This window comes from Candidatus Pantoea symbiotica (assembly GCF_056491525.1).
The window spans coordinates 1250130-1273711 of sequence record NZ_JBSZHR010000002.1 but is presented as its reverse complement, the minus strand read 5'-3'; the positions used below and the strand labels follow the sequence as shown (position 1 = coordinate 1273711).

Here is a 23582-nt window from a genome sequence, read left to right as displayed (position 1 = left end):
ACTCAGTTGCTGGTCGCCGCTTTTGCCGGCTCTTCTGGCTTGGCTGCCGTGGCATCGGCTTGTGCTTTCTGTGCAGCTGCCGCATCGGCCTTAGCTTTGTCATCCGCTGCTTTTTGGGCGGTGGATTTCTCGGCTTTGGCTTTCTCGTCAGCGGCTTTCTGCGCTGCAGCTTTATCCGCCTTCACTTTCTCTTCAGCCGCTTTCGCGTCTGCAGCCTTCTGTGCTGCGGCTTTATCTGCTGCGGCTTTATCTGCTGCTGCTTTGTCTTCAGCCGCTTTATCGGCAGCGGCCTGATCGGCTTTCTGCTTGGCATCATCTGCGGCTGGTGCGGCCGCCGCTGGTGCTGGCTGTTCTGCCGGAGCAGGTGCAACAGCAGGCTGCAGTGGCGTACCTTGCAGAGCGCCATTCAGTGCGCCGGTGAATTGATCCCAGCTGCAGTAGCCGTTGGCATCCGTTTCACAGCCTGCCAGTTGCAGCGTGACGCGCTTCGGTGGGTTTTTCAGGCTCAGCACATCGGCATCGCGCAGCTGATCGGCCGTTTGATAGACATACTCAATTTTCAGCAGATCTTTGTTGTTCTTCACATCGTGCCAGCGTTCGAATACCACCTGACCGCCAATTGGCGTTTTCTCATCGTTGCCCGGCAGTTCATAAGGCTTAACCTGCAGTGCGCTGAGTAACGATGCGATGTTGGAATCATGACCGACCATCAACGTCACTTTTGGCGCGTTGGCTTTGTCCTGATCGACTAACTGGCTGCGGATGTAATCCACCAGCGGTGCGGCCACTTCGCGCGCCACTTCAGGAGAGGCGAACAGCGCATCCTGATAACCGTTTTTGATCGACGCCAGCTCTTTCCACTGCTCAGGCGTTTTGATCTGGCCCCAGGCAACCTGATCGGCCGGGAAACCTTCGTAATATTGCAGCGTGAACGCGTCCACCAGCGAGTTGCCGATTTTCAGCGGGCCGCTTACGTTTGGCTCTTTACCGTTATCCGCGCTGAAGGTGTTATCGCCGCTGCTCAAATCACACTGCTTTTTGCCGTTACAGGCCGGGGCAGATTTGTAATCAACAATTTTTTCCAGATGCTGGAAGGCAGGTTTCAGTGCCAGCTTTTCATTGGCGGCGGTCATGGCAGCCAACGCTTTCTTGTTGAATTCATCGCTGCCGTCGGTGACGACCGGATTGAAGATAGGATCCATGGTGCCCATCGCATCCTGATGCGTTACCGCAATATCACAGCCAGGGAAGGCGCCAGTGATAAAGTACTGCGCGGTCGCCACGGTGCGCTGCAGGCTGTTGGCGTAGACAAAGATGTTGCTGCTATCCGGGCAAGTACCATTCTGGACTAAGCCCTGCTGTGCCAGCCACTGACGGGTGTAATTACCCATGTAGACTTCCAGCACGCCACCTTTGGTGGTGAGCTCACCGCCCGCGACATCCCACTGCGGCCAGCTCTTTTTGGTGGATTGTTCCAGTACGCTGCCGTTATTGGCGAGCGGCGCACGCAGATTATGACGGCTTAACATCAGCACCTGCTGGAGTTGCATATCTCCATCCGCAGCATATGCGGACATGCCCATCGGGAGCGCAGCGATGACTGACAACGCGCAAAGACTCAGTTTCTTGATCATTGTGCCTATTCCATAATTCATCAGTGAAACACTCTGGCTTTCAAACGATTAGCCCGCCAAAGAGCGAATTACCGCACAGTGTAACTCAGCTTGCATCGGAAAATCGCCAGATGTTTGCAAAAAACCGTGCATGGAATATAGCAGTAAACGCGCGTGGCGTTAGGCAATGGCAGCAGATTGAAAAGCAACGCGATGTTTTTCGGAATCTGTGAACGCAGAAAAGCAAAAAGCCCGCATTTCTGCGGGCTTCTTTAATATGGCGGAGGAACAGAGATTCGAACTCTGGGATGGTTTCCCATCGACGGTTTTCAAGACCGTTGCCTTAAGCCACTCGGCCATCCCTCCGGGGATTTTTTTGTTGCGTCACTCAGCGAGAGTGAATGGCGGAGGAGGAGAGATTCGAACTCTCGGATGGTTTCCCATCGACGGTTTTCAAGACCGTTGCCTTAAGCCACTCGGCCACCCCTCCGCAATGAGGCGCACTATAAACATCCCCCATAACGATGTAAAGCCTGCAATGAATCGTTCGGCTGAAAAACAGCCAAATTCTATTTTTTCGGCGTCAATTTCGCCATTCTGCTCAGCGAAACAGCAATTTATCGCGTAAAGATGGGTAAAACGCCTTTTATGTCTTTCAGGCGCTGCGTATCCTCGTGCCATATTTGGTGTTTCTCTCTTTAAGGAGCGCGTGATGGAAAGAGTTTTTAGCTCGTCGCAGCAATCGTTAGTCAGCACCCACAAGGTGCTGCGCAATACTTATCTGTTACTTGGCTTTACGCTGGCCTTCTCGGCGGTTACCGCAACACTGAGCACCGTGTTTGCGTTGCCTTCACCGGGTCTGATTCTGATGCTGGTGGGCTTTTATGGTTTGATGTTCCTGACGCATAAACTGGCTAACAGCCCGGCAGGTATTCTGGCCGCCTTCGCCTTTACCGGTTTCCTCGGTTACTGCCTTGGCCCAATCCTGAGTTCGTTCCTGACTGCGGGCATGGGTGATGTGATCGCTATGGCCTTGGGCGGCACGGCGCTGGTGTTCTTCGGTTGCTCGGCCTATGTGCTGACCACGCGCCGCGATATGTCATTCCTGAGCGGCATGATGATGGCCGGCTTTGTGGTGCTGCTGGTGGCGGTGGTTGCTAACATCTTCCTGCAACTGCCTGCGCTGCATCTGGCGATTAGCGCCCTGTTCATTCTGTTCTCTGCCGGTGCCATTCTGTGGGAAACCAGCAACATCATTCATGGCGGCGAAACTAACTACATTCGCGCCACCGTGAGTCTGTATGTCTCGCTGTATAACATCTTTGTTAGCCTGTTGAGCCTGCTGGGCTTCGCTAACCGCGATTAAGATGCCGTAACCGTTATTAAACCCCGCTTCGGCGGGGTTTTTGCTTTTTATGGCCGGGCGAATTTACAATGTGTCGATTAACGCAATGAGGAATGACTGTGAATTTTGCCGGTAAAGAGATTGCCACCGATGCGGAAGGCTATTTGAAAAATAGCGCGGACTGGAGCGAACCGCTGGCCGCCGCCATTGCGGAGCAAGAGGCGATCGTGATGAGTGAAGCGCACTGGGAAGTGGTGCACTTTGTGCGCGCGTTTTATCAGGAATTTAATACTTCGCCGGCGGTGCGCATGCTGGTGAAAGCCATGGCGCAGAAGTATGGCGAGGAGAAAGGCAACAGCCGCTATCTGTTCCGCCTGTTTCCGGAGGGCCCGGCGAAGCAAGCGACCAAAATTGCCGGATTGCCAAAACCAGCCAAGTGCCTGTAATCAGCCGGTGGTGAATCGCGTAGGCACTTCCCTAGGCTGATGCGGCTCCACCAGCACTTTGTCCACCCGCGCGCTACGCGGCCCGCCCGCTTTTAGCCAACTGATCAATGCATCGACCTGCTGCGCTTCACCGGACGCCAGCACTTCAACGCTGCCGTCCGCCAGATTGTGCGCATAACCGTTTAGATTCAACTCTCTGGCCTGCGCTTGCGTGTGGTAGCGAAATCCCACGCCCTGCACGATGCCATGCACCCAAATTTTGCAGCATGTGGTTGCCATTACGTTCTCCCATCACCTTGCGTTGCAATTTGCCGCCATCCGCCGGAAAATGGCGCCTCATTTTTTCAGGTAAGCATAGCAAACTATGACCGTTCGATTGATTCTCGCAAAGGGACGTGAAAAATCCCTGCTCCGCCGCCATCCGTGGGTGTTCTCTGGTGCCGTTGCACGTATGGAAGGTAAAGCCCAGTCTGGTGAAACCATTGATGTCTGTGACAGCAATGGCAAATGGCTGGCTCGCGCCGCGTATTCTCCGCAATCACAAATTCGCGCACGCGTCTGGAGCTGGCAACAGGATGAGTCAATCGACATCACCTTCTTCGTGCGCCGCTTTGAGCAAGCGCAGCTGTGGCGTGACTGGCTGGCAAAACGTGACGGGCTGGACAGCTATCGTCTAATTGCCGGTGAGTCCGATGGCATGCCGGGCGTCACCATCGATCGCTTCGGCAACTTCCTGGTGCTGCAGCTGTTATCTGCGGGTGCCGAGTATCAACGTCCAGCCATCGTTTCAGCTTTGCAGCAGTGCTTCCCGGAATGCGCTATTTACGATCGCTCAGACGTCGCGGTGCGTAAAAAAGAGGGACTGGAGCTGGCACAAGGCCCGGTTTCGGGTGAACTGCCGCCACCGCTGCTGCCGATTACTGAACACGGCATGAAGCTGTTGGTGGATATTCAGGGCGGCCATAAAACCGGTTATTACCTTGATCAGCGTGACAGCCGTTTTGCCACGCGTGGCTACTCAGAGAATGCACGCGTGCTGAACTGCTTCTCTTACACCGGTGGATTTGCGGTTTCGGCCTTGATGGGCGGCTGCCGTGAAGTGATCAGCGTTGATACTTCGCAGGACGCACTCGACGTGGCGAAACAGAACGTTGAGCTCAATAGTCTGGATGTGTCGCGCGCCCAGTTCGTGCGTGACGATGTGTTCAAACTGCTGCGTCGTTATCGCGACAGCGGCGAGAAGTTCGACCTGATCGTGATGGATCCGCCGAAATTCGTTGAGAACAAGAACCAGTTGATGGGCGCGTGTCGCGGCTATAAAGACATCAACATGCTGGCCATTCAGCTGTTGAATCCCGGCGGCGTGTTACTGACCTTCTCCTGTTCTGGCCTGATGCCGACCGATTTGTTCCAGAAAATCATCGCGGATGCCGCCGTTGATGCCGGTCGTGATGTACAATTTATAGAGCAGTTCCGTCAGGCAGCCGACCATCCAGTGATCGCCAGCTATCCTGAAGGGCTTTATCTGAAAGGTTTTGCCTGCCGCGTGCTGTGACTTGAAAACGCTGTCCCTGCCTCCATATTGGTTACAGGGCAGTCTTTTGGGAGGTCACAATGATTACGACTAAATTTGGAATTGGACAGCAGGTCCGACATCGTCTCTCCGGGGTGCTCGGTGTTATCGTGGATGTCGATCCGGAGTTTTCGCTTGATGAGCCAGAAGTTGATGATGTCGCTGCCAGCGAAACTCTGCGCGCTGCGCCCTGGTATCATGTAGTGATGGAAGATGAAGAAGGCGATCAGGTGCATACCTACGTGGCGGAAGTTCAGCTGGCGGGAGAAACCTCCTTCGAACATCCCGAACAACCTTCAATGGATGAGCTGGCCGCATCAATTCGGCAACAGCTGCAGGCACCCAGCCTGCGACATTAATAACAACGGCGACTAAGTCGCCGTTTTTGTTTAACGCGTGATACCTAAACGCGGAATTTCAATCTTCGGACAGCGATCCATCACTACGGTCATACCTGCGTCCTGCGCCAGCACCGCCGCCTGCTCATTAATCACGCCCAACTGTAACCACAATGTATCCGCCCCAATGGCAATCGCTTCCTGCGCTACGCCCCACGCCGCTTCGGCATTGCGAAACACATCCACCATATCCACTTTTCCAGGTACATCCTCCAGCGTGGCATAGGCGGTTTGGCCAAGAAGTTCTTGGCCCGCCAGTTTAGGGCTCACTGGAATCACGTCGTATCCCTGATCGAGCAAGTATTTCATCACGCCATAGCTTGGGCGATCGGGACGATCGCTGGCGCCCACTAACGCGATACGTTTGGTTTTAGTCAGCACATCGCGAATCGTTTGATCATTCATCTTTTTTCTCCTGGTTCATTCGCTTAAGTGTAGATGGCATTGCGCATTAGGCTGCAACTGCCGGGCACGAGAACTTTGCGCAGCAGCACGAATAAATATGTAAAAATGTAAATTTACTGCCATAATGTAATACTTTGCTACACATAATCGATTTATCCCCTTCTGCCGGGAGTTGAAATGAAGCTGTCTTTAACTGCTACGGGTTTACTGCTGTTGCTCGTATCAGCCTCATGCCAGGCCATCACTCTCAAGCTCGATCCCGAGATCGAACTGCTGGTGCTGGACGGGCGTAAAATCTCTGGCTCGCTGCTGAAAGGTGCTGGCAGCCTTGAGCTGGAGCGTGGGCAGCATCAGTTTCTGTTTCGTGTGGAAAAACCGGGCGCTGACGCCGCGCACTTTCAATCCGTGCCGATGATTGTCACTTTTAACGCCAACGCCCATTCGGTGGCGATTCGCTTGCCCGCGCTCAATAATCGTCGCGAACGCACTACCTTCGACAAAACGCTCAACTTCCAGCTGATTGATGAACGCGGCATGGAGATCACCAGCCTGCGCGACCATTTGCCGAAGGAAAGTGATAACGATTTCGAAAAGGCGATGGTGAATTATAATCGTGATGCCCACGCCGCTTCGGTTCCGCGTTTTGCCTTACATTCGCTGAGTGCCAGCGAGGCACAGCTGAATATGGATTACGCGTGGCAGGACGTCAGCGATCTCCCCTCTTTGCAAGGCTGGTTCAAGCGTTTTGATGCCGCCACACGTCTGCGTTTTATTAGCTGGATGAAAACCTTACGCACAAGTTGATAGTGATGAAACGCCAAGGGTAAACTCCTGCATTAACACATAATGCATGAGAAGAAACAGGAAGCCCTATGGAGCAGACCGTTCGTACCCTTCAGGTTCAGAAACATATCGCCCTCGTTGCACACGATCACTGCAAAGCCTCGCTGCTTGAATGGGTGCAAATCAACCAAAGCACGCTGCAAAAGCATGTGCTTTACGCTACCGGCACCACCGGCAATCTGATTAATCGTCATACTGGATTAGACGTTAACGCCATGCTGAGCGGCCCGATGGGCGGCGATCAGCAAGTGGGCGCGTTGATTTCGGAAGGCAAAATTGATGTGCTGATTTTCTTCTGGGACCCGCTGAATGCGGTGCCGCACGATCCGGATGTCAAAGCGCTGCTGCGCCTCGCCACAGTATGGAATATCCCGGTGGCCAATAACCGCACCACCGCAGACTTTATTATTCAGTCACCGAAATTTGCCCAGCAGATTGAGATTCAGATTCCAGACTATCAGCGTTATCTCGCCGAACGTCTGAAACCCTAATCATCAGGCCTTACGGCTTTGCGGCACACCTAACTCGCGCAGGTGTTCGACAAATACCGAAGGCCGATCTTTATCGAACATTAGCCATACCTGCTGGCGCGCGCGCGTCATCGCCACATACGCCAGCCGCCGCTCCTCCGCATCCGGGAATTCTTCCGGCTGCGGCAGCAAACCCTCTTCCATGATGGATTCACGCGCTTGTGCCGGAAAACCGTCGCGTCCCTGATGCAGCCCCAACACAATGACGAAATCCGCCTGTTGGCCTTTGCTGGCATGAATGGTCATAAAATCCAGCTTTAACTTTGGCCAGCGCGTTTTGGCTTTATCGAGGATTGCGGGGCGCAAATGGTGGTAACGCGCCAGCAGCAGCACGCGCTCATCGGGTTTGGCATAGCCGCTCAGTTTATCGAACAGCGCTTCCAGTTGCTCCTGCGGCAGCAAAGTCACCGATTTTTTATTGCCCTTGCTCAAGCTATTTAGCGGCTTGCGCAGCTGATGCGGGTTTTGCTGCACGAAGCGATTGGCAATCTCACCAATGCGATCGTTAAAGCGATAGGTGGTATCCAGCACGCAGCGATCGCCATCACCGAAATAGTGATGGAACGCAGTGGTCAGACTCATTTCGGCACCGCTGAAGCGATAGATTGCCTGCCAGTCATCGCCCACCGCGTAAAGGCTGGTTCGCTTGTTTTGCTGACGCAGCGCCGTCAGCAGTGCGGCTCGCTGCGGTGAGATATCCTGGAATTCATCGACCAGAATATGCTTCCACGGACTGATAAAGCGCCCTTTCTCCAGAATGGCAATCGCCTGATGAATCAGCCCGGAGAAATCGACCGCGCCTTCCTCTTTCAGCGCGCTTTTCCACGCTTTAAGCAGCGGCGCCATCAGTTTGACGCGTTTGCTGAAGTTATCGCGCTGCGCTTCTGCCACATCCGCGATCATTGCCGCCTGCGCGCCGCCGTGCATGCGCATCAAACCCAGCCAGCGCTCCATGCGCGATGCGATACGCTGCGCCAGTTTGTCATCCTGCCAAAACGGGCCTTCGGGAATTTCCCACTCCAGCTCATCCTGCAACCACTGACGCCAGCCGCTGGCCTGCGCTTTTTTGCTGTTGCACTGCTCGCGCCACGTCTCAATTAGCAGCTGTCGCCGCGCCTTGCTGTCGCTCTCCAGTTTGCTAATTACCGGTTGTTTGTTACTGCCTTCGCGGATGATATGCAGCGCCAGCGCATGGAAGGTACGCGCCTGAATCGCGCTCTCGCCAAGACGCGTTTGAATGCGGTCATTCATCTCTTCTGCCGCCTGACGACCAAACGCCAGCAGCAGAATTTGATCCGGTTGCGCCAGTTTGCGTTTCAGCAGCCAACCCGCGCGCGCCACCAGCACCGAGGTTTTGCCGCTGCCAGCACCCGCCAGCACCAGCAGCGCATCTTCGCCATTCACTACAGCTTCACATTGCGATGGATTGAGCGGCGTGGTTTCAACCGTGGAGAAGAATTCGTGATAATCGCTGAGGATCTTGCTGGTCCATTCACGATTGCGTTGGCGAATGGCCGTTTCACCCTGCTCCAGCCATTGCTGGCAGAATTCCCAGCGTTCACGACAGTTGTCAAACTCGGCAATACGCGCGAGGGGCAACGGCAAGGCAGAAAACTGGCGCGTAATGCTCTCTTTCACCGCGCTCAGCTCACTGCGTTTCAACCAGCGATCCTGCTGCGTAAAGGCGAGGATTTCCTGCTCCAGCGCGGCGAGCACCTCGGCGCTCACCTCGCTCATCTCCTGGCTCCACTGCTGCCAGGCGTGCTGCAAGTAGTGGAAAAAGCGCTGCGTTTCCTGCCATTCGGTGCCATGCAGGCGCACCACTTTCTCATCTGGCAGCAGAAACTCCAGTTCGCCCCACACCATGCCGCGCTTGCAGGCAATGTTGAGCAGCTGGTTAAACGGAATCAGATATTCATGGCGATCGCCACTGACTTCCACGCCGGCGGCCAGCAAGCGCACCCGATTATAGGGATGCTGTGCCAGACGTTTACCCATTGATGTTGCTTTCAGTTCCATGTCCGCACCGTCATGTGGAATTCGATATCGCGCAGTTTACCTGTCAGACTCTTGGCGCTCCAGCCTTAAAAAGAGCTAAACTTGGCGCCACATATTGCGGATTGCAAAAGGAAAAACACGTTTATGCGTACCGTACTTAATATTCTTAATTTCATTCTCGGCGGCTTCTTCACCACCCTCAGCTGGCTTTTCGCCACGCTGGTGAGCATCGTACTGATTTTCACGCTGCCGTTGACGCGTTCCTGCTGGGAAATCACCAAGCTGTCTCTGCTGCCTTTTGGCAACGAAGCGGTGCATGTCGATGTGCTGCGCCCCGACAGCAAAAGCCATGTGATGAATACTGGCGGCACCTTCCTCAACATCTTCTGGCTGATTCTGTTTGGCTGGTGGCTGTGTCTGGCGCATATCTCGGCCGGTATCGTGCAGTGTCTGACTATCATCGGCATTCCAGTTGGCATCGCCAACTTCAAAATCGCCGCGATTGCGCTGTGGCCGGTGGGCCGTCGCGTGGTCTCCGTTGAAGAAGCGCAGGCCGCGCGTGAAGCCAATGCGCGTCGCCGTTACTGAGGCCGTTAAATGATTCATGACGCCTTGCCAGGCTGGCGACGTTATCTGTTTAACAGCAGCCTGCGCTATTTGCTGCGCATCTTCTTTGCCTTAACCGGATGCGCGGCGGTGCCGTGGTGGCTGCACCAAATCGAGTGGACCATTCCGCTGACGCTGGGTGTAGTCGCTGCGGCGCTGGCGGATCTCGACGATCGCTGGATTGGGCGTGTGCGCAATCTGTTGATCACGCTGGTGTGTTTCTGTATTGCTTCGGTGTCGGTGGAACTGTTGTTTCCCCATCCGTGGGCATTCGGTTTGGGTCTGGCGCTTTCCAGCTGGGGCTTTATTTTGCTCGGTGCGTTGGGACAGCGTTATGCCACCATCGCCTTTGGTGCGCTGCTGATTGCGGTTTACACCATGCTGGGCATCGGTTTATTCCCACAATGGTGGATGCAGCCAGCGCTGCTGTTGATCGGTGCCCTTTGGTACAACTTGCTGACCTTTATCGGTCATTTGATGTTCCCGGTGCGCCCGGTTCAGGAGCAGCTGGCAGGCAGTTTTTCCCAGCTGGCGCGCTATCTGGAAGCCAAAGCGAACCTGTTTGATCCCGACGGCGGCGATCAGGATGACGCTACGCTGGTTGCCACGGCGATGGTTAACAGCCAGTTGGTGGCACAGCTGAATCTCACCAAAAGTACTATTCAAAGCCGTTTGCGTGGTGATCGCGGTTCACGCAGCACACGCCGCAGCTTGCACTACTATTTTGTCGCGCAGGATATTCATGAGCGCGCCAGCTCCTCGCATCTGCAATACCATTTGCTGCGTGATAACTGGCGTTACAACGAAGTGCTGTTCCGTTTCCAGCGCCTGATGAATATGCAAGCGCGTGCCTGTAGGCAACTGGCGGAGACCATTTTGCTGCGTCAGTCGTGGCATCACGACAGCCATTTTGAACGCACCTTCGAACGTCTGGAAACCGCACTGCAACGTCTTCAACAGAATGAGCCGCAGGATCCACACATTCACGCGCTGTTTTGGCTGCTGCGTAATCTGCGTGCTATTGATGCGCAACTGGCGTCGATTGAATCAGAACAGATGCTGGCCGAACCATCCCCGCAGAGCGATCACCATCTGTCACGGGAAGGACTCAGCGGCTGGGCGGATATCCGCTTGCGCCTCAGTCGCCATCTTAGCCCGCAATCTGCCCTGTTCCGTCATGCGGTGCGTATGTCGCTGGTGCTGTGCGTTGGCTACGCCTTCATTAAAATCACCGGCGTCGATCGCGGTTACTGGATCTTGCTGACCAGCCTGTTTGTCTGCCAACCCAACTACAACGCCACTCGACGACGCCTTGCATTGCGTATTGGCGGCACCTTAGCCGGCATTGCCATCGGCCTGCCGGTCTTGTGGCTGGTGCCCTCGATTGAAGGCCAACTGGTGCTGATTGTACTGAGCGGCGTGCTGTTCTTCGCCTTCCGCCAGATTCAGTATGCGCAAGCCACCTTGTTTATCACTTTGCTGGTTCTACTGTGCTTCAATTTGCTCGGCGAAGGTTTTGAAGTGGCGCTGCCGCGCGTGGTGGATACCTTACTGGGCTGCGGTCTGGCGTGGCTGGCCGTGGCCTTTGTCTGGCCAGACTGGCGTTTTCGCAAAATCACTGCCGTTGCCGATCGCACACTGAATGCCAACTGCCGCTATCTGGATGCGATTATGGAGCAATACCATCAAGGCAAAGACAATCGTCTTGCTTATCGCGTGGCACGTCGCGATGCGCATAACGCCGATGCCGAGCTAGCGTCAGTCGTGTCAAACATCAGTGGTGAACTCAAGCTACAACAACCGCTACGTGAGAATGCGTTTCGACTGCTGTGCCTGAACCACTCCTTCCTCAGCTATATCTCCGCATTGGGAGCGCACCGCGAACATCTCGCGGATAGCACCTTACTTACCTTACTGGATGACGCCGTCTGCTTTATTGAGGATGTGCTGCAGATCGACCGGGTTACGGATGCTCAAGCTACTGAGATGCAGCAGGCGCTAATGCAACGCATGAGCGAGATGAAAAACAGCCCGGATACACGCGCACCACTAGTGATTCAGCAATTGGGCTTGTTAGTCGCGCTGCTGCCTGAAATCGCCCGTCTACGCCGTACCCTCGTCAACGATTAAAGCGGTTGATGCTCCGCCGCGTGCTGGCGGAGCATTTTTAGATACCAGGTATAAAGCTCTTGCCTGATTGCGCTGGGTAACGCTGCTTCATGATGTCCTGATATTGCACCTTCCAGCGCCAACAGCGTTTTTAACCCAATGTGCTTATTCACCGCCCGCAGTTTCAGCCAGCTTTGTCGCGACCCTGTTTCACACAGCAATTGCACCGAACTGATCCCTACCTTATGCAGCATCAGCTCCAATCGCAGGCTTAAATTCGGCAGGTCTTTCAGACGCAGCGAGACAAGTCTGGTAGCCGCTTCGTCCTGTGCGGCACGCAGAGAACATGCTGACAGCTGCAATAACTGTTCAGGGTTTTGCCACAATTGCGTATCCACTTTGAAGTAGCTCAGTGTCACCGGCACGCCACGCTTACGGTACACCAGCGGTTCCAGTGAACGCTGTGCGTTATAGACGTGAAGCGCCTCGCTGGCTCGAAGATAGAGTGCATCCTCATTGATATACGCAAAAATTACCTTCTCAACAGTCAGTGCATAACCACCAAATTGCGTGCGCGATTCAATTTTACCTAATGCTGCCAACTGCGCTTTCGATTGCTCAACTACCGGGTTATATCTCTTCATAACGCCCCCTTCAATGGATTCCATGCGCGGGAAATTTCCTATAAAAGCTCGCAGATTCATCTGGTTAGAAGATAAAAAAAACGATTTAGCTGTTCAATGAATAAAAGCAGGCGGGCGGGATCTTGTGCAGAAATTGCGAGGCGTTTTCAGAAATTGAGGTTGATCTTTATCCAGGAAGCCATTACTGTACATCCATACAGTTCATTACTGAGTGATTAAATTATGCGTACTCATTTCTCTGGCTCTGCTGACCGTTCAAATCGTTTCGCTTCATCCAGCTTAGCGCAACCTTCGCTGGGTGGAATCACTGAACTGCGTTCCAGCGAACAACCTGGAATGATGCAACTTATGCTGTTGCCGGTACTAAAACAGCTGAGTGAGCAATCACGCTGGCAGCTGTGGCTCACTCCAGCACATAAGCTGAATCGTAACTGGATGCAGCAGTCGGGATTGCCGTTAGAAAAGAGTATGCATATCACCGAATCTGAACGTTTTAACACCGTGGAAAGTATGGTGAAGGCATTACGTACGGGTAATTACAGCGTCGTTCTTGCCTGGATTCCGTACGAATTGAGTGATGAAGAGCGTTTAGAATTGGAACAAGCAGCGGCGGAAGGTGAAGCACTCGGTCTGATTTTGCGTCCGCACGGACGTCAATATGCCCCTTCCAGACAACCTAACTCAGCAAAAATTCCGTCTGAATTGTTTCATTAAGTAAATTCCAGGAATTTTCTCAGCATTTTTTTTGCATAAGTTGCATCTAAGCTACTGATTCTTTTCCCGCCAGCTATGACAATGGCTTAGACGCTTTTTTGTTTTCTAATACCGAAGATTTAGCCAGGTGATTTGTTAAAATGTGTGTATAAATCGCTGTTTTTTTGCTGCCCGGCGTCACATCATACTTGTAAGTTTCCAATCTCGTTGTAGACTTTAGCTCGCCAGGGTGCTCAATAACCTCCGTTTTTTCGGTAGAGTCAAAAGCGAGCGTTTAGACCCGGCGAAGGATTAACACAAAGAGCAACCTTTTTGCTCATTGCCTATTTGGATGATAACGAGGCGCAAAAATGAAAAAGACAGCTATCGCAATTGCAGTGGCACTGGCTGGCTTCGCTACCGTAGCGCAGGCCGCACCTAAAGATAACACCTGGTACACCGGTGCTAAACTGGGCTGGTCTCAGTATCACGATACTGGTTACTACGGTAACGGTTACGCGAACAACGACGGTCCAACTCACGAATCTCAGCTGGGAGCTGGTGCATTCGCAGGTTACCAAGCTAACCCGTACCTGGGCTTCGAGCTGGGCTACGACTGGTTGGGCCGTATGCCTAACAAAGGCAACGTGACCAATGGCGCGTTCAAAGCACAAGGCGTTCAGCTGGCTGCTAAACTGAGCTACCCAATCACCGAAGACTTCGATGTCTACACCCGTCTGGGTGGCATGGTATGGCGTGCAGACTCTACTCAGAACACCGATGGCGTTCGTCACAGCGACCACGACACCGGCGTTTCTCCGCTGGCTGCTGTTGGTGTTGAATACGCACTGACCAAAAACTGGGCGACTCGCCTGGACTATCAGTGGGTTAACAACATCGGTGACGCAGGTACCGTTGGTGCGCGTCCAGACAACAGCATGCTGAGCGTCGGCGTTTCTTACCGTTTCGGTCAGGAAGAAGATGCAGCGCCAGTTGTAGCTCCGGCTCCAGCTCCAGCGCCAGTTGTTGAAACCAAGCGTTTCACTCTGAAGTCTGACGTTCTGTTCACCTTCAACAAGGCAACTCTGAAGCCAGAAGGTCAGCAGGCTCTGGATCAGCTGTACAGCCAGCTGAGCTCAATGGATCCGAAAGACGGTTCTGTTGTAGTACTGGGCTTCACCGATCGCATCGGTTCAGAGCAGTACAACCAGAAACTGTCTGAGAAACGCGCTCAGTCTGTAGTTGATTACCTGGTATCTAAAGGTATCCCTTCTAACAAGATCTCTGCACGCGGTATGGGCAAATCTAACCCAGTTACTGGCAACACCTGTGACAGCGTGAAAGGCCGTAATGCCCTGATCGACTGCCTGGCGCCAGACCGTCGCGTTGAAATCGACGTGAAAGGTATCAAAGACGTTGTAACTCAGCCACAGGCTTAAGTTATCACGCAGTAAAAAACCCCGCTAAGGCGGGGTTTTTTTATGGCTGAATGTAATGAGAACGAAAAGAATTCTACTCTTTTTCCGAGCCACCATTCCCAAGGATCGCCTGCAGATCTTGCTTCAGCGTAGACATCTGGCTGGCATACTTCTCTTTGCGTTCGGCATCTTCAATCAACTGGACGATGGTTTCTGATAGCGTATTACTGCGACGCTGTGCCAATCCCGCTAGTCGCTGCCACACCAGATATTCCAGATCGATCGATTTCTTACGCGTATGTTGATGCTCGGCATTAAAGTGACGCTTACGGCGCGCACGTATCGTCTGCTTGAGACGATTCTCCAAATCAGGATGAATGTGCTGAGCGATCCACTCGTTAACCTCAACCGGGCTATTTTCCATCGATAGCAACGTATCAACCGCAGCTTGCGCCGCGCTAAGCTCAAGATGACGGGTGATCAGTTCACCCTCCCGATGCTTTTTCACCAGGTATTTCCACTTCCATCCACTTTCAAGATTTTCGAGTTGCTGGTATTTCATCGGAATCTCATCGTGATCACGTAACAAACTAAGAATAACAGCTTTTTTCCTGGATGCAGCAAGGAAAAACATGTTGCAGCCGTCACAATCCGGGCCGGAACTCCGCCGTGATTAACCGGGTTGATTCCTGTATAATCGCGCTTTTCCTAAATCAGACTAATGCGAATATTTTGACCAGCACTCAAATTACGTGGCAAGCCCTGCAGCCGGATAGCGACCGCTACCAATCCATTTTCTCGAACGTCTCACTGGAAGATTGCGATAGTCTTGCCGCGGTTCAGCCGCGTCTGCTGAATGCGCTGGCGCATTTACATCATCAAACCCTGGGTTTTCCACTGCTGTTATTGCGCAGTCAGGAAAATAGCGATTACCTGGCCTGCATCGCCGATGCAGCGCAGCGTTTCCAGCCGGATGAGATTGCTCTCTACGGTGGTGACTATCATGTGATGGGCGACAACGTTAGCCTACTCGCGCCCACCGATATCAATCGTCCGTTCACCAGCCAGGGCGGCGTGCATTTCGCCGACTGGATTGAAGCTGAGCAACTGTTCGGATGTGTACGTCAATATAAAGACCGTGTGCAGCCTGAACCAGGCTTACTGCATCGTGCCAATGGCGGCACGTTAATACTTGCGGTCAATACTTTGCTGGCACAGCCGCTGTTGTGGCTACGTCTACGCAAGTGCATTGAGCAAGGTCGCTTCGATTGGTATTCACAGGATGAGCGTCAACCGCTGCCCGTCGCCATTCCCTCGCTACCGCTGCAACTGCGTCTGGTTCTGTGTGGCGATCGTGATGCACTGGCCGCCTTCCAGGAAATGGACGTAGAAGTTCATGAGATGGCGCTGTATAGCGAATTTGAAGAGAGCTTACAGATTCTCGACGAAGACGACATGACATCATGGTGCCAATGGACTCTAACCCAAGCTGAACAAGCCGGATTAGCGCAGCCTGAAGCGGATTTCTGGCCATTGTTGATCACCGAAGCGGCACGCATGACCGGTGATCAAGACACCTTACCGCTTTGCCCACGCTGGCTTCGTCGTCAACTGCAGGAAACGGCGCTGCATGGCGACAGCATCAATGCCGAAGCGCTGAAAGAAGCACTGGAAGCACGCCAGTGGCGTGAAGGCTTCCTCGCCGACCGTATGCGCGATGAAATCCTGCTTAATCAGATCATGATTGAGACCGAAGGCGAAGTGGTTGGCCAAATCAATGGCCTTTCAGTGGTTGAGTTCCCTGGTCATCCGCGTCCGTGGGGCGAACCTTCGCGCATTACCTGTGTGGTTCATCCGGGCGATGGCGAGTTCACCGATGTGGAGCGTAAAGCCGAATTGGGTGGCAACATTCATGCGAAAGGCATGATGATTATGCAAGCCTACCTGATTGCCGAGCTGGAACTGGAGCAACAACTGCCCTTCTCGGCTTCGCTGGTGTTTGAACAATCCTATTCCGAAGTAGATGGCGACAGCGCCTCGCTGGCCGAGCTGTGTGCGTTAATCAGTGCACTGGCTAACCAGCCAGTTAACCAGCAGATTGCGGTGACCGGTTCAGTGGATCAGTTTGGTAACGTGCAGCCCGTCGGTGGCCTGAACGAAAAAATTGAAGGCTTTTTCCACATCTGCAACTCACGTGAACTGACCGGTAAGCAAGGTGTGATTTTCCCTGCCAGTAACGCGCGCCATCTCAGTTTGAATCAGGACGTAGTGGAAGCGGTTAAAGCCGGACAATTCCATCTTTGGGCCATTGAGAGCGTCGATGAAGCGCTGCCGCTGCTGACCGGCATTGCCTGGCAGAGTGAAAGCGGCGAATCATTGCTTAGCACCATTCAGGAACGCATTACCCAGTTGAATCAGCAGGAAGCTCGCCTGCGTCCATGGCCATTACGTTGGCTCAACTGGTTCAACCACAGCTGATAAGATTGCTCAGCGTACAACTGTTCGCTAATATTCGGGCTTCACTAAAAGAAGGCATATTGAGAACATGGTAGATAAACGCGAATCCTATAGTAAAGAAGACCTGGTTGCCTCGGGTCGCGGCGAACTGTTTGGCGAAAATGGACCGCCGCTTCCATCCAACAACATGTTGATGATGGACCGCGTGGTCAAAATGACCGAAGACGGCGGTAAATTCGATAAAGGTTTCGTAGAAGCCGAACTGGATATCCGCCCTGACCTGTGGTTCTTTGACTGCCACTTCATTGGCGATCCGGTGATGCCGGGTTGTCTTGGCCTTGATGCGATGTGGCAGCTGGTTGGTTTCTACCTCGGCTGGCTGGGCGCAGAAGGTAAAGGCCGCGCATTGGGCGTGGGTGAAGTGAAGTTCACTGGACAAGTCCTGCCTACCGCGAAGAAAGTGACCTACAAAATTCACTTCAAGCGTGTGATCAACCGTAAACTGGTGATGGGCGTGGCAGATGGCGAAGTCTTCGTTGACGGGAACCTGATTTACTCTGCGACTGATTTGAAAGTGGGTCTGTTCAAAGACACTTCCGCTTTCTAATCCTTCCAAACGAAAACCTCCGCACGCAGCGGAGGTTTCTTCCATAATGATAGACATCCAGCAGTGCTAGGCCACCGCTGACCTGTCCTCCATGGCTTGACGCCAACCTCCCAACCAGTGAGACCGTGCATCGATCAATTGATAAGGGCATATCTCTTTTGAACGCCCTGTAATCCCGGCTTGGTAGCCTCGTGAATGTGCTCGTTCCAGGCGGTCTCTCTTCTGTCTCTTCATGCCTCGTTTCCCTCATTTTTCAGGTCTGGTGGAATCTGGGTGGAAAGAAAGAGTGGCGATATAATGTTCAACCACAGTAATGTTCTAACCCGATGCAGAAGAAAGGTCAATGCGCAAAATTCACGCCAATGTCATGTTTTTGACGTTAAAGTGCCATGTAGAATTGTCAGTGGAATGTCTATCTGGCTGATTAGGCAATAAAAAAAGCCCCTGATTTGACTGCGATCACACTACAGCAAATCAAGGACTTAGCATAAGCATCGAACAAATCTTAATTTAGCGAAACGACACTATTTGCGATTTGTTGCGCCGTTTGCTGCCAGCCGAGAGCCAGAGTACGCACCAACGCATCATAGCCATCTTCAGTTTGCGGCAGCGTCAGATTAAAGCCATGTTTGATTAGGCGCCCTTGATGCTGCAGTAACCATTCGCCACTCACCACCACTTGCCCATCGTAACGTCCCTGGAAACCGGTGACATTGACGGAGAGCGTGTCGTGGCTATCGCCCAGCGGAGCACCAGCAACCAAACGACCAGGCAGCGCTTTGCTGAGATTACTGATCAGCGTTTGCTGCAGCTGTTGATCAAGCGGACTGGCCCACAGGTTATTGGCCGCAATCACGTACTTCACATCGCTGGTCTGATACACCAGGCCATTGCCCGCCATATAATCCGGCACCGTCACCTGCTCGACCCAAATCATCGGCTGTCCAGTGCCCGCGGCACTTTCAACGCGCGCCACATTATTGCCTGCCGGCAGCTGATAATAGGTATTTTCAATGGTGCTGCTGCAGCCTGACAGCAGCAACAGCGCCCCGATAATTAGCCCTTTTTTCACTGTTTCGCCCTCTTTGGCTGTGGATCCTGGCCCGGCTTGGCTTCAAACACCAGCGCGTTACTTTTGCTATTCAGCGTTTTCAGCACCGGCTGCAGTTCACGTAAAACCTGATCAAGCCGCTGCATATCGCCCACCAGCTTGCTGTAAGCCGGCGAACCTGGCTGCAGCCCTTTCATACTACGATTCAGTTCGCGCAGGGTTTGCTGCATATCTGAAGGCAGCGTTTTCATCGCCGGATTCGCCGTGACCTGATTGAGGTTATCCAGCGTCTTCTGTAGTTGCTGCAGCGTGCGCTGACTCTCTTTCAAGGTACCGGTGGCTTCGTTCAGCACAGGATTGAGTGGCAAGCCGTTGATCTTATCCAGCGCCGCCATCAATTTCTGCTGAATCTGCGCCAGGCCGCCGCTGACGGTTGGAATCACTTCCAGGCCAGCCACTTCATTCGGGCCTTTATATGCCGGTGCGTTGTCATAGAAATCAAGGTCGATAAACAGCGCGCCAGACAGCAGATTGCCGGTCTTCAGCGTCGCACGCAGACCGCGTTTTTTGCCTTCCTGTAGATGCTGCTCAAGATTGAAATCCCCGCCCAGACGATTAACAAAACGATCCGGCTCAATGCGGATCAGCACTGGCACACGATAGTCAGTATTCAGCGCCTGGTTCACGCCTGGAATCATGTAAGGCACTTGTGAAACCGTACCCAGACGAATGCCACGGAACTCAACCGGTGCGCCAACCTGCAAGCCACGAATCGAATCGGTGAAGAACAGCAGGAAATCGGTGTGAGCGCTGTAGAGCGAATCCTGGATGCTGCGCTGATCGTCGTACAGATGGTATTCCGCTTTGTTCTCCGCAGCACGGCCCAATTCAGCGCCATCCGGCACGTCAAAACTGACGCCACCGCTGAACAGCGTAGTGAGCGATCCCATCTCTACGCGCATGCCAGATGCCGACATATCCACCGCAATGCCGCTGTCTTTCCAGAAGCGCACGTTGGTGGTGATCAGGCGATCATAAGGCGCCGAGATAAACAGCTGGTAAGCCATCATGCGTTTATCGGTATCAAAGGTGCTGGTTTCTACCGAGCCGACACGATAACCACGGAACAGCACCGGATCGCCCGGATTCAGCTGTCCCGCTTTCTTACTGTCAAGCGTGACACGAATGCCTTTGGCATCCGGCGGCGCTAACGGCGGCGCATCCAGCAGTTGGTATCTCTCTGGCTTATCGCCCTTCGCGCCCGGCTGCAGTTCGATGTAAGCACCCGACAACAAGGTACCTAAACCGGAAATACCTTCGCGGCCAATTTGCGGTTTGACCACCCAGAATGCGCTATCGCCTTGCAGCAACTTTTCCATGCCGGAATTAAGACGCGCTTTAATCTCTACGTGATGTAGATCGTCGGTCAGAACCGCGCTTTCCACCACGCCGACGTTGACGCTGCGGCTTTTAATGGTGGTTTTACCGGCTTCAATGCCTTCCGCATTCTCGGTAATCAGCGTGACTTCCGGGCCCTGATGGCTGAAGTGATAAAAAAGAATCCATCCGCCGATTAACAGCGTGACGATGGGTACAATCCAGACCGGTGACCAGCGTTTAATCTGGTCGACCTTAGCAGTCCCGTGATGGTTGTCCGTCAAGACGCGGCTCCTTACGTTCAGTTTCTCGTTGTCGATCCCACAGCAGGCGCGGATCAAAGGTCATGGCGGCGAACATCGTGAGAATCACCACCATGGCAAACAGCAGCGCACCCGGCGCAGGATACACACTCATCAGCCTTCCCATCCGCACCAGCGCAGAGAGAACGGCGATGACAAACACATCAATCATTGACCAGCGGCCAACGAATTCAACCACCTCATAAATCACGTGCATCTTTTCATCATCGCGCCCCCCGCGTCCGCTGCCGTGCCAGCACAGCCAGGCAATCGCCAGCATTTTCAGCGAAGGCACCATGATACTGGCGATGAATATCACCAGCGCTACCGGCCACGAACCGTCGCTCCACAGCAAAATCACCCCGGCCATAATGTTCGAAGGATATTGCGAACCGAGCGTTTCGGTCACCATGATCGGCATGATATTGGAGGGAATGTAGAGCATCACCGAGGTGATCAGCAGCGCCAGCGTCCATTGCAGACTGTTCTTGCGGCGCGCATGCGCCTTCACACCACAACGCGGACACGCCAGTTGGTCGGCGGGCAGAATAGCGGTGCAACAAGGACAGCTACGCAAACCCTGCTTTAAGCCGCTAACACCGGCCAGCGGCACTTTCGGCAGCGGCGGTAACGGATCGATACGTTGCCACACCCAGCGGCGATCAACACATTGAAACGCCCGCAGATGCAGCACGCAGAACAGACACCACGGCCAGAAGCTGCTGCCGAGGCCAATTTCACCGTACGCCATCAGCTTAACGAAACTGACCAGCACGCCGGCCATAAAGATTTCCGCCATGCCCCAGCTACGCAGCTGAAACAGCACGCGCGCCAACCCAAGCCGCAGGTTATGCGGCATGCGAACGTTATTGACCAGCAGGATAATGGTGATCATGCAGAAGGCTGGAATGCCCTGCACGAACAGCAGAAACAGCGTTGCCAGGCTGCGGTAATCTTCACGATCCATCACCTGCGGGATTTCGAGCAGCGATATCTGGCTGCTCAATCCCGCGACGTGCATATTGATGAAAGGAAACAGATTGGCTAGCACCAGCATAAACAGCGCCGAAAGGGCGTAGCCGGTCGGACGTCGACGCGGCTCTTGCCAGTTGGCTTGCAGCGTGGTGTGACAACGCGGGCAACGCGCACGGCTGCCGACCGGTACAGCGGGCAGCTTTACTGTTAAATCACACTGTGGACAAAGACTCCACTGATGCGCTTGATCCGCTGCACACATGCTGACTCCTTCCGATTACGCGCCGTTTTTCAGCGCTTCCAGCTCTTCCCAACGTTCAAACGCCACTTCCAGTTCCTGCTCGGTTTGCGCTAACGCATCCAGAACCGGCTGGGTTTTATCGTGTGGCTGGCTGAAGAAGTCCGGATGACTCATTTTAGCCTGCAACTCACCAATGCGGATTTCCAGCTGTTCCAGTTTTTGCGGCAGCTGTTCCAGCTCACGTGCCAGGTTATAGCTTAGCTTGTTGGCCGGACGTTTGGCGGCGTCACTTTTGTCTGCAGTTTTCGCCGGTGCAGCCGATTTGGCCTGAGTGGCTTTACCCTGCTTATACGCGGCGCGCTGTTGCTGTGCATCGTGATAGCCACCAACAAAGGTACCGATTTCGCCGTTGCCTTCAAAGATCCAGCATTCAGTCACGGTGTTGTCGACGAATTGACGATCGTGGCTCACCAGCATCACGGTGCCCTGATAACCATCCACCAGCTCTTCCAGCAGCTCCAGCGTTTCGACGTCGAGGTCGTTGGTCGGTTCATCGAGAATCAGCAGGTTGCTTGGCTTGAGGAACAGACGCGCCAGCAGCAGGCGGTTACGCTCACCGCCGGACAAGGCGCGCACCGGCGTCATGGCGCGTTTCGGATGGAACAGGAAGTCCTGCAGGTAACCGAGCACATGGCGCGGTTTGCCGTTAACCATCACTTCCTGCTTACCTTCGGCGAGGTTATCCATCACGGTACGATCCGGATCCAGCTCGGCGCGGTGCTGATCGAAGTACGCGATTTCCAGCTTGGTACCGCAGTGCACGCGGCCGCTGTCGGCTTTCAGCTGATCCAGCATCAAACGCAGCAAGGTGGTTTTACCGCAACCGTTCGGGCCGATCAGGGCGATTTTGTCGCCGCGCTGCACCTGAGTAGAGAAGTCTTTCACCAGGGTTTTGCCACCCACACTGTAATTGACATCTTCCATCTCAAACACGATTTTGCCGGAACGTGCCGCTTCGCCGACCTGCATATTGGCTTTGCCCATCACTTCACGGCGTGCAGAGCGCTCGTTACGCAGCGCTTTCAAGGCACGTACGCGGCCTTCGTTACGCGTGCGGCGCGCTTTGATGCCCTGACGGATCCACACTTCTTCCTGCGCCAGCTTGCGATCGAACTCAGCGTTCTGCATCTCTTCAACACGCAACGCTTCTTCTTTACCGGTCAGGAACAGATCGTAGTTGCCCGGCCAGGAAACCAGCTTGCCGCGATCGAGATCGACAATACGCGTTGCCATGTTGCGGATAAATGAACGGTCATGCGAGATGAACACGATGCTGCCGCTAAAGGTCTTGAGGAACGTTTCCAGCCAGTCGATGGTTTCGATATCGAGATGGTTCGTCGGTTCGTCGAGCATCAGCACACGCGGGTTGCTCACCAGCGCGCGGCCCAATGCCGCTTTACGCAGCCAGCCGCCGGAAAGCGAGGACAACTCGGTGTCCGCATCCAGACCAATCTGCAGCAGCACGTCGTTGATACGGCTATCAAGCTGCCACAGGTTTTGGTGATCAAGAATGGTTTGCAGACGGCCCATCTCGTTGAGGTTCTTCTCGCTCGGATCTTCCATCACCAGATGGGAAATCGCGTGATAAGCCTTGAGATGCTCAGCCTGCTCGGCCACGCCTTCGGCAACGAAGTCGTAAACGGAACCGGTAATGTTGCGTGGCGGATCCTGTTGCAGACGCGCCACCACCAAATCCTGCTCATAAATGATGCGGCCATCATCCAGCGGCTGTTCGCCGTTGATGATTTTCATCAGCGTCGATTTACCGGCGCCGTTACGGCCAACCAGACAGACGCGTTCGCCCTCTTCGATATGCAGTTCGGTGTTATCCAACAGCGGCGCATCGCTGAACGAGAGGTAAGCGCCATGGATACTGATCAGTGACATAAAA

At 53.9% G+C, this 23582-nt stretch carries 23 protein-coding genes and 2 tRNA genes; 12 read left to right on the top strand and 13 right to left on the bottom strand.

Translation table 11 applies throughout. The features are described 5' to 3' along the window. Nucleotides 1–2: 2 nt before the first annotated feature. The 3 genes from agp to ACXIZX_RS06415 all read right to left on the bottom strand — a co-directional run bounded on the left by agp (nt 3) and on the right by ACXIZX_RS06415 (nt 2103). Complete coding sequence (gene agp / locus ACXIZX_RS06425; protein ID WP_479403806.1) at nt 3–1634, bottom strand: bifunctional glucose-1-phosphatase/inositol phosphatase; 1632 nt, start codon at nt 1632–1634, stop codon at nt 3–5. A 257-nt stretch (nt 1635–1891) separates the two neighbouring features. Beyond that, a tRNA-Ser gene (locus ACXIZX_RS06420) sits at nt 1892–1979 on the bottom strand. Between the two features lie 36 nt (nt 1980–2015). Next, nucleotides 2016–2103: transfer RNA gene (locus tag ACXIZX_RS06415), tRNA-Ser, on the bottom strand. A gap of 222 nt (nt 2104–2325) precedes the next feature. Here ACXIZX_RS06415 and yccA point away from each other — a divergent pair. After that, entirely contained in the window at nt 2326–2979 is a 654-nt protein-coding gene (gene yccA, locus ACXIZX_RS06410) for an FtsH protease modulator YccA (protein ID WP_008101414.1), read from the top strand. Between the two features lie 98 nt (nt 2980–3077). Next, the gene (gene tusE, locus ACXIZX_RS06405; RefSeq protein ID WP_061717573.1) at nt 3078–3404 is read left to right on the top strand and encodes a sulfurtransferase TusE; all 327 of its coding nucleotides are present in this window, start codon (nt 3078–3080) and stop codon (nt 3402–3404) included. Here tusE and yccX read toward each other — a convergent pair whose 3' ends face one another. Beyond that, nucleotides 3405–3683, bottom strand: a complete 279-nt coding sequence (yccX, locus tag ACXIZX_RS06400) for an acylphosphatase (RefSeq protein ID WP_008101418.1) — start codon at nt 3681–3683, stop codon at nt 3405–3407. A gap of 85 nt (nt 3684–3768) precedes the next feature. Between yccX and rlmI the strand changes: the two genes are divergently transcribed. Together rlmI and hspQ are read left to right on the top strand one after the other, a co-directional pair. Next, nucleotides 3769–4959 (top strand): 23S rRNA (cytosine(1962)-C(5))-methyltransferase RlmI, encoded by a 1191-nt coding sequence (rlmI, locus tag ACXIZX_RS06395; protein WP_179451337.1) that lies wholly within the window; start codon nt 3769–3771, stop codon nt 4957–4959. 59 nt (nt 4960–5018) lie between these two features. Continuing rightward, entirely contained in the window at nt 5019–5336 is a 318-nt protein-coding gene (gene hspQ / locus ACXIZX_RS06390; protein ID WP_008101422.1) for a heat shock protein HspQ, read from the top strand. 30 nt (nt 5337–5366) lie between these two features. Here hspQ and ACXIZX_RS06385 read toward each other — a convergent pair whose 3' ends face one another. After that, nucleotides 5367–5780, bottom strand: coding sequence for a CoA-binding protein (locus ACXIZX_RS06385; RefSeq protein ID WP_479403805.1), 414 nt, complete (start codon nt 5778–5780; stop codon nt 5367–5369). 177 nt (nt 5781–5957) lie between these two features. Between ACXIZX_RS06385 and ACXIZX_RS06380 the strand changes: the two genes are divergently transcribed. Then, entirely contained in the window at nt 5958–6584 is a 627-nt protein-coding gene (locus tag ACXIZX_RS06380; RefSeq protein ID WP_312666574.1) for a YccT family protein, read from the top strand. A 68-nt stretch (nt 6585–6652) separates the two neighbouring features. Next, complete coding sequence (locus tag ACXIZX_RS06375; RefSeq protein WP_008101429.1) at nt 6653–7114, top strand: methylglyoxal synthase; 462 nt, start codon at nt 6653–6655, stop codon at nt 7112–7114. Between the two features lie 3 nt (nt 7115–7117). Here ACXIZX_RS06375 and helD read toward each other — a convergent pair whose 3' ends face one another. Then, nucleotides 7118–9172 (bottom strand): DNA helicase IV, encoded by a 2055-nt coding sequence (helD, locus tag ACXIZX_RS06370; protein WP_479403804.1) that lies wholly within the window; start codon nt 9170–9172, stop codon nt 7118–7120. 123 nt (nt 9173–9295) lie between these two features. On the opposite strand from helD, the gene ACXIZX_RS06365 reads away from it, so the two are divergent. Beyond that, complete coding sequence (locus ACXIZX_RS06365; protein ID WP_008101434.1) at nt 9296–9739, top strand: YccF domain-containing protein; 444 nt, start codon at nt 9296–9298, stop codon at nt 9737–9739. A gap of 9 nt (nt 9740–9748) precedes the next feature. Further along, complete coding sequence (yccS, locus tag ACXIZX_RS06360; protein WP_479403803.1) at nt 9749–11887, top strand: YccS family putative transporter; 2139 nt, start codon at nt 9749–9751, stop codon at nt 11885–11887. Here yccS and ACXIZX_RS06355 read toward each other — a convergent pair. Beyond that, the gene (locus tag ACXIZX_RS06355) at nt 11884–12510 is read right to left on the bottom strand and encodes a TfoX/Sxy family DNA transformation protein (protein ID WP_061717085.1); all 627 of its coding nucleotides are present in this window, start codon (nt 12508–12510) and stop codon (nt 11884–11886) included. The genes yccS and ACXIZX_RS06355 overlap by 4 nt on opposite strands. 222 nt (nt 12511–12732) lie before the next feature. Between ACXIZX_RS06355 and sulA the strand changes: the two genes are divergently transcribed. Both sulA and ompA read left to right on the top strand, forming a co-directional pair. Then, the gene (gene sulA, locus ACXIZX_RS06350; protein ID WP_479403802.1) at nt 12733–13224 is read left to right on the top strand and encodes an SOS-induced cell division inhibitor SulA; all 492 of its coding nucleotides are present in this window, start codon (nt 12733–12735) and stop codon (nt 13222–13224) included. Between the two features lie 350 nt (nt 13225–13574). Continuing rightward, nucleotides 13575–14642, top strand: coding sequence for a porin OmpA (gene ompA / locus ACXIZX_RS06345; RefSeq protein ID WP_479403801.1), 1068 nt, complete (start codon nt 13575–13577; stop codon nt 14640–14642). Between the two features lie 73 nt (nt 14643–14715). Here the strand turns inward: ompA and matP are convergent, their stop codons facing one another. Continuing rightward, the gene (gene matP, locus ACXIZX_RS06340) at nt 14716–15183 is read right to left on the bottom strand and encodes a macrodomain Ter protein MatP (protein WP_008101445.1); all 468 of its coding nucleotides are present in this window, start codon (nt 15181–15183) and stop codon (nt 14716–14718) included. A 53-nt stretch (nt 15184–15236) separates the two neighbouring features. Between matP and ACXIZX_RS06335 the strand changes: the two genes are divergently transcribed. Together ACXIZX_RS06335 and fabA are read left to right on the top strand one after the other, a co-directional pair. Then, the gene (locus tag ACXIZX_RS06335) at nt 15237–17099 is read left to right on the top strand and encodes an AAA family ATPase (protein WP_052025978.1); all 1863 of its coding nucleotides are present in this window, start codon (nt 15237–15239) and stop codon (nt 17097–17099) included. Between the two features lie 67 nt (nt 17100–17166). Beyond that, the gene (gene fabA, locus ACXIZX_RS06330; RefSeq protein ID WP_007887361.1) at nt 17167–17685 is read left to right on the top strand and encodes a bifunctional 3-hydroxydecanoyl-ACP dehydratase/trans-2-decenoyl-ACP isomerase; all 519 of its coding nucleotides are present in this window, start codon (nt 17167–17169) and stop codon (nt 17683–17685) included. A 66-nt stretch (nt 17686–17751) separates the two neighbouring features. On the opposite strand, the gene rmf is transcribed toward fabA, so the two are convergent. The 5 genes from rmf to ACXIZX_RS06305 form a co-directional block, all read right to left on the bottom strand. Then, the gene (gene rmf / locus ACXIZX_RS06325; protein ID WP_071531634.1) at nt 17752–17919 is read right to left on the bottom strand and encodes a ribosome modulation factor; all 168 of its coding nucleotides are present in this window, start codon (nt 17917–17919) and stop codon (nt 17752–17754) included. A gap of 271 nt (nt 17920–18190) precedes the next feature. Further along, nucleotides 18191–18757, bottom strand: coding sequence for a membrane integrity-associated transporter subunit PqiC (gene pqiC, locus ACXIZX_RS06320; RefSeq protein ID WP_179451346.1), 567 nt, complete (start codon nt 18755–18757; stop codon nt 18191–18193). Continuing rightward, nucleotides 18754–20397 carry an intermembrane transport protein PqiB gene (gene pqiB, locus ACXIZX_RS06315; RefSeq protein WP_008101450.1) on the bottom strand — a complete coding sequence of 548 codons (1644 nt, stop codon included), beginning with the start codon at nt 20395–20397 and terminating at the stop codon, nt 18754–18756. Before pqiB ends, pqiC begins: the two co-directional genes overlap by 4 nt. Beyond that, nucleotides 20369–21652, bottom strand: coding sequence for a membrane integrity-associated transporter subunit PqiA (pqiA, locus tag ACXIZX_RS06310; protein WP_008101452.1), 1284 nt, complete (start codon nt 21650–21652; stop codon nt 20369–20371). Before pqiA ends, pqiB begins: the two co-directional genes overlap by 29 nt. A 15-nt stretch (nt 21653–21667) precedes the next feature. Beyond that, the gene (locus ACXIZX_RS06305) at nt 21668–23578 is read right to left on the bottom strand and encodes an ABC transporter ATP-binding protein (RefSeq protein ID WP_479403800.1); all 1911 of its coding nucleotides are present in this window, start codon (nt 23576–23578) and stop codon (nt 21668–21670) included. Between the last annotated feature and the right edge of the window lie 4 nt (nt 23579–23582).

Bases quoted from the DNA above. Each gene is read 5' to 3' on its own strand.
- ACXIZX_RS06380 (WP_312666574.1), top strand. From the start codon at position 5,958: ATGAAGCTGTCTTTAACTGCTACGGGTTTACTGCTGTTGCTCGTATCA.
- fabA (WP_007887361.1), top strand. From the start codon at position 17,167: ATGGTAGATAAACGCGAATCCTATAGTAAAGAAGACCTGGTTGCCTCG.
- ACXIZX_RS06305 (WP_479403800.1), bottom strand. From the start codon at position 23,578: ATGTCACTGATCAGTATCCATGGCGCTTACCTCTCGTTCAGCGATGCG.
- yccX (WP_008101418.1), bottom strand. From the start codon at position 3,683: ATGGCAACCACATGCTGCAAAATTTGGGTGCATGGCATCGTGCAGGGC.
- sulA (WP_479403802.1), top strand. From the start codon at position 12,733: ATGCGTACTCATTTCTCTGGCTCTGCTGACCGTTCAAATCGTTTCGCT.
- matP (WP_008101445.1), bottom strand. From the start codon at position 15,183: ATGAAATACCAGCAACTCGAAAATCTTGAAAGTGGATGGAAGTGGAAA.
- yccS (WP_479403803.1), top strand. From the start codon at position 9,749: ATGATTCATGACGCCTTGCCAGGCTGGCGACGTTATCTGTTTAACAGC.
- ACXIZX_RS06385 (WP_479403805.1), bottom strand. From the start codon at position 5,780: ATGAATGATCAAACGATTCGCGATGTGCTGACTAAAACCAAACGTATC.
- rmf (WP_071531634.1), bottom strand. From the start codon at position 17,919: ATGAAGAGACAGAAGAGAGACCGCCTGGAACGAGCACATTCACGAGGC.
- yccA (WP_008101414.1), top strand. From the start codon at position 2,326: ATGGAAAGAGTTTTTAGCTCGTCGCAGCAATCGTTAGTCAGCACCCAC.
- ACXIZX_RS06375 (WP_008101429.1), top strand. From the start codon at position 6,653: ATGGAGCAGACCGTTCGTACCCTTCAGGTTCAGAAACATATCGCCCTC.
- hspQ (WP_008101422.1), top strand. From the start codon at position 5,019: ATGATTACGACTAAATTTGGAATTGGACAGCAGGTCCGACATCGTCTC.
- ACXIZX_RS06365 (WP_008101434.1), top strand. From the start codon at position 9,296: ATGCGTACCGTACTTAATATTCTTAATTTCATTCTCGGCGGCTTCTTC.
- ompA (WP_479403801.1), top strand. From the start codon at position 13,575: ATGAAAAAGACAGCTATCGCAATTGCAGTGGCACTGGCTGGCTTCGCT.
- rlmI (WP_179451337.1), top strand. From the start codon at position 3,769: ATGACCGTTCGATTGATTCTCGCAAAGGGACGTGAAAAATCCCTGCTC.
- pqiA (WP_008101452.1), bottom strand. From the start codon at position 21,652: ATGTGTGCAGCGGATCAAGCGCATCAGTGGAGTCTTTGTCCACAGTGT.
- agp (WP_479403806.1), bottom strand. From the start codon at position 1,634: ATGATCAAGAAACTGAGTCTTTGCGCGTTGTCAGTCATCGCTGCGCTC.
- helD (WP_479403804.1), bottom strand. From the start codon at position 9,172: ATGGAACTGAAAGCAACATCAATGGGTAAACGTCTGGCACAGCATCCC.
- ACXIZX_RS06335 (WP_052025978.1), top strand. From the start codon at position 15,237: ATGCAGCAAGGAAAAACATGTTGCAGCCGTCACAATCCGGGCCGGAAC.
- ACXIZX_RS06355 (WP_061717085.1), bottom strand. From the start codon at position 12,510: ATGAAGAGATATAACCCGGTAGTTGAGCAATCGAAAGCGCAGTTGGCA.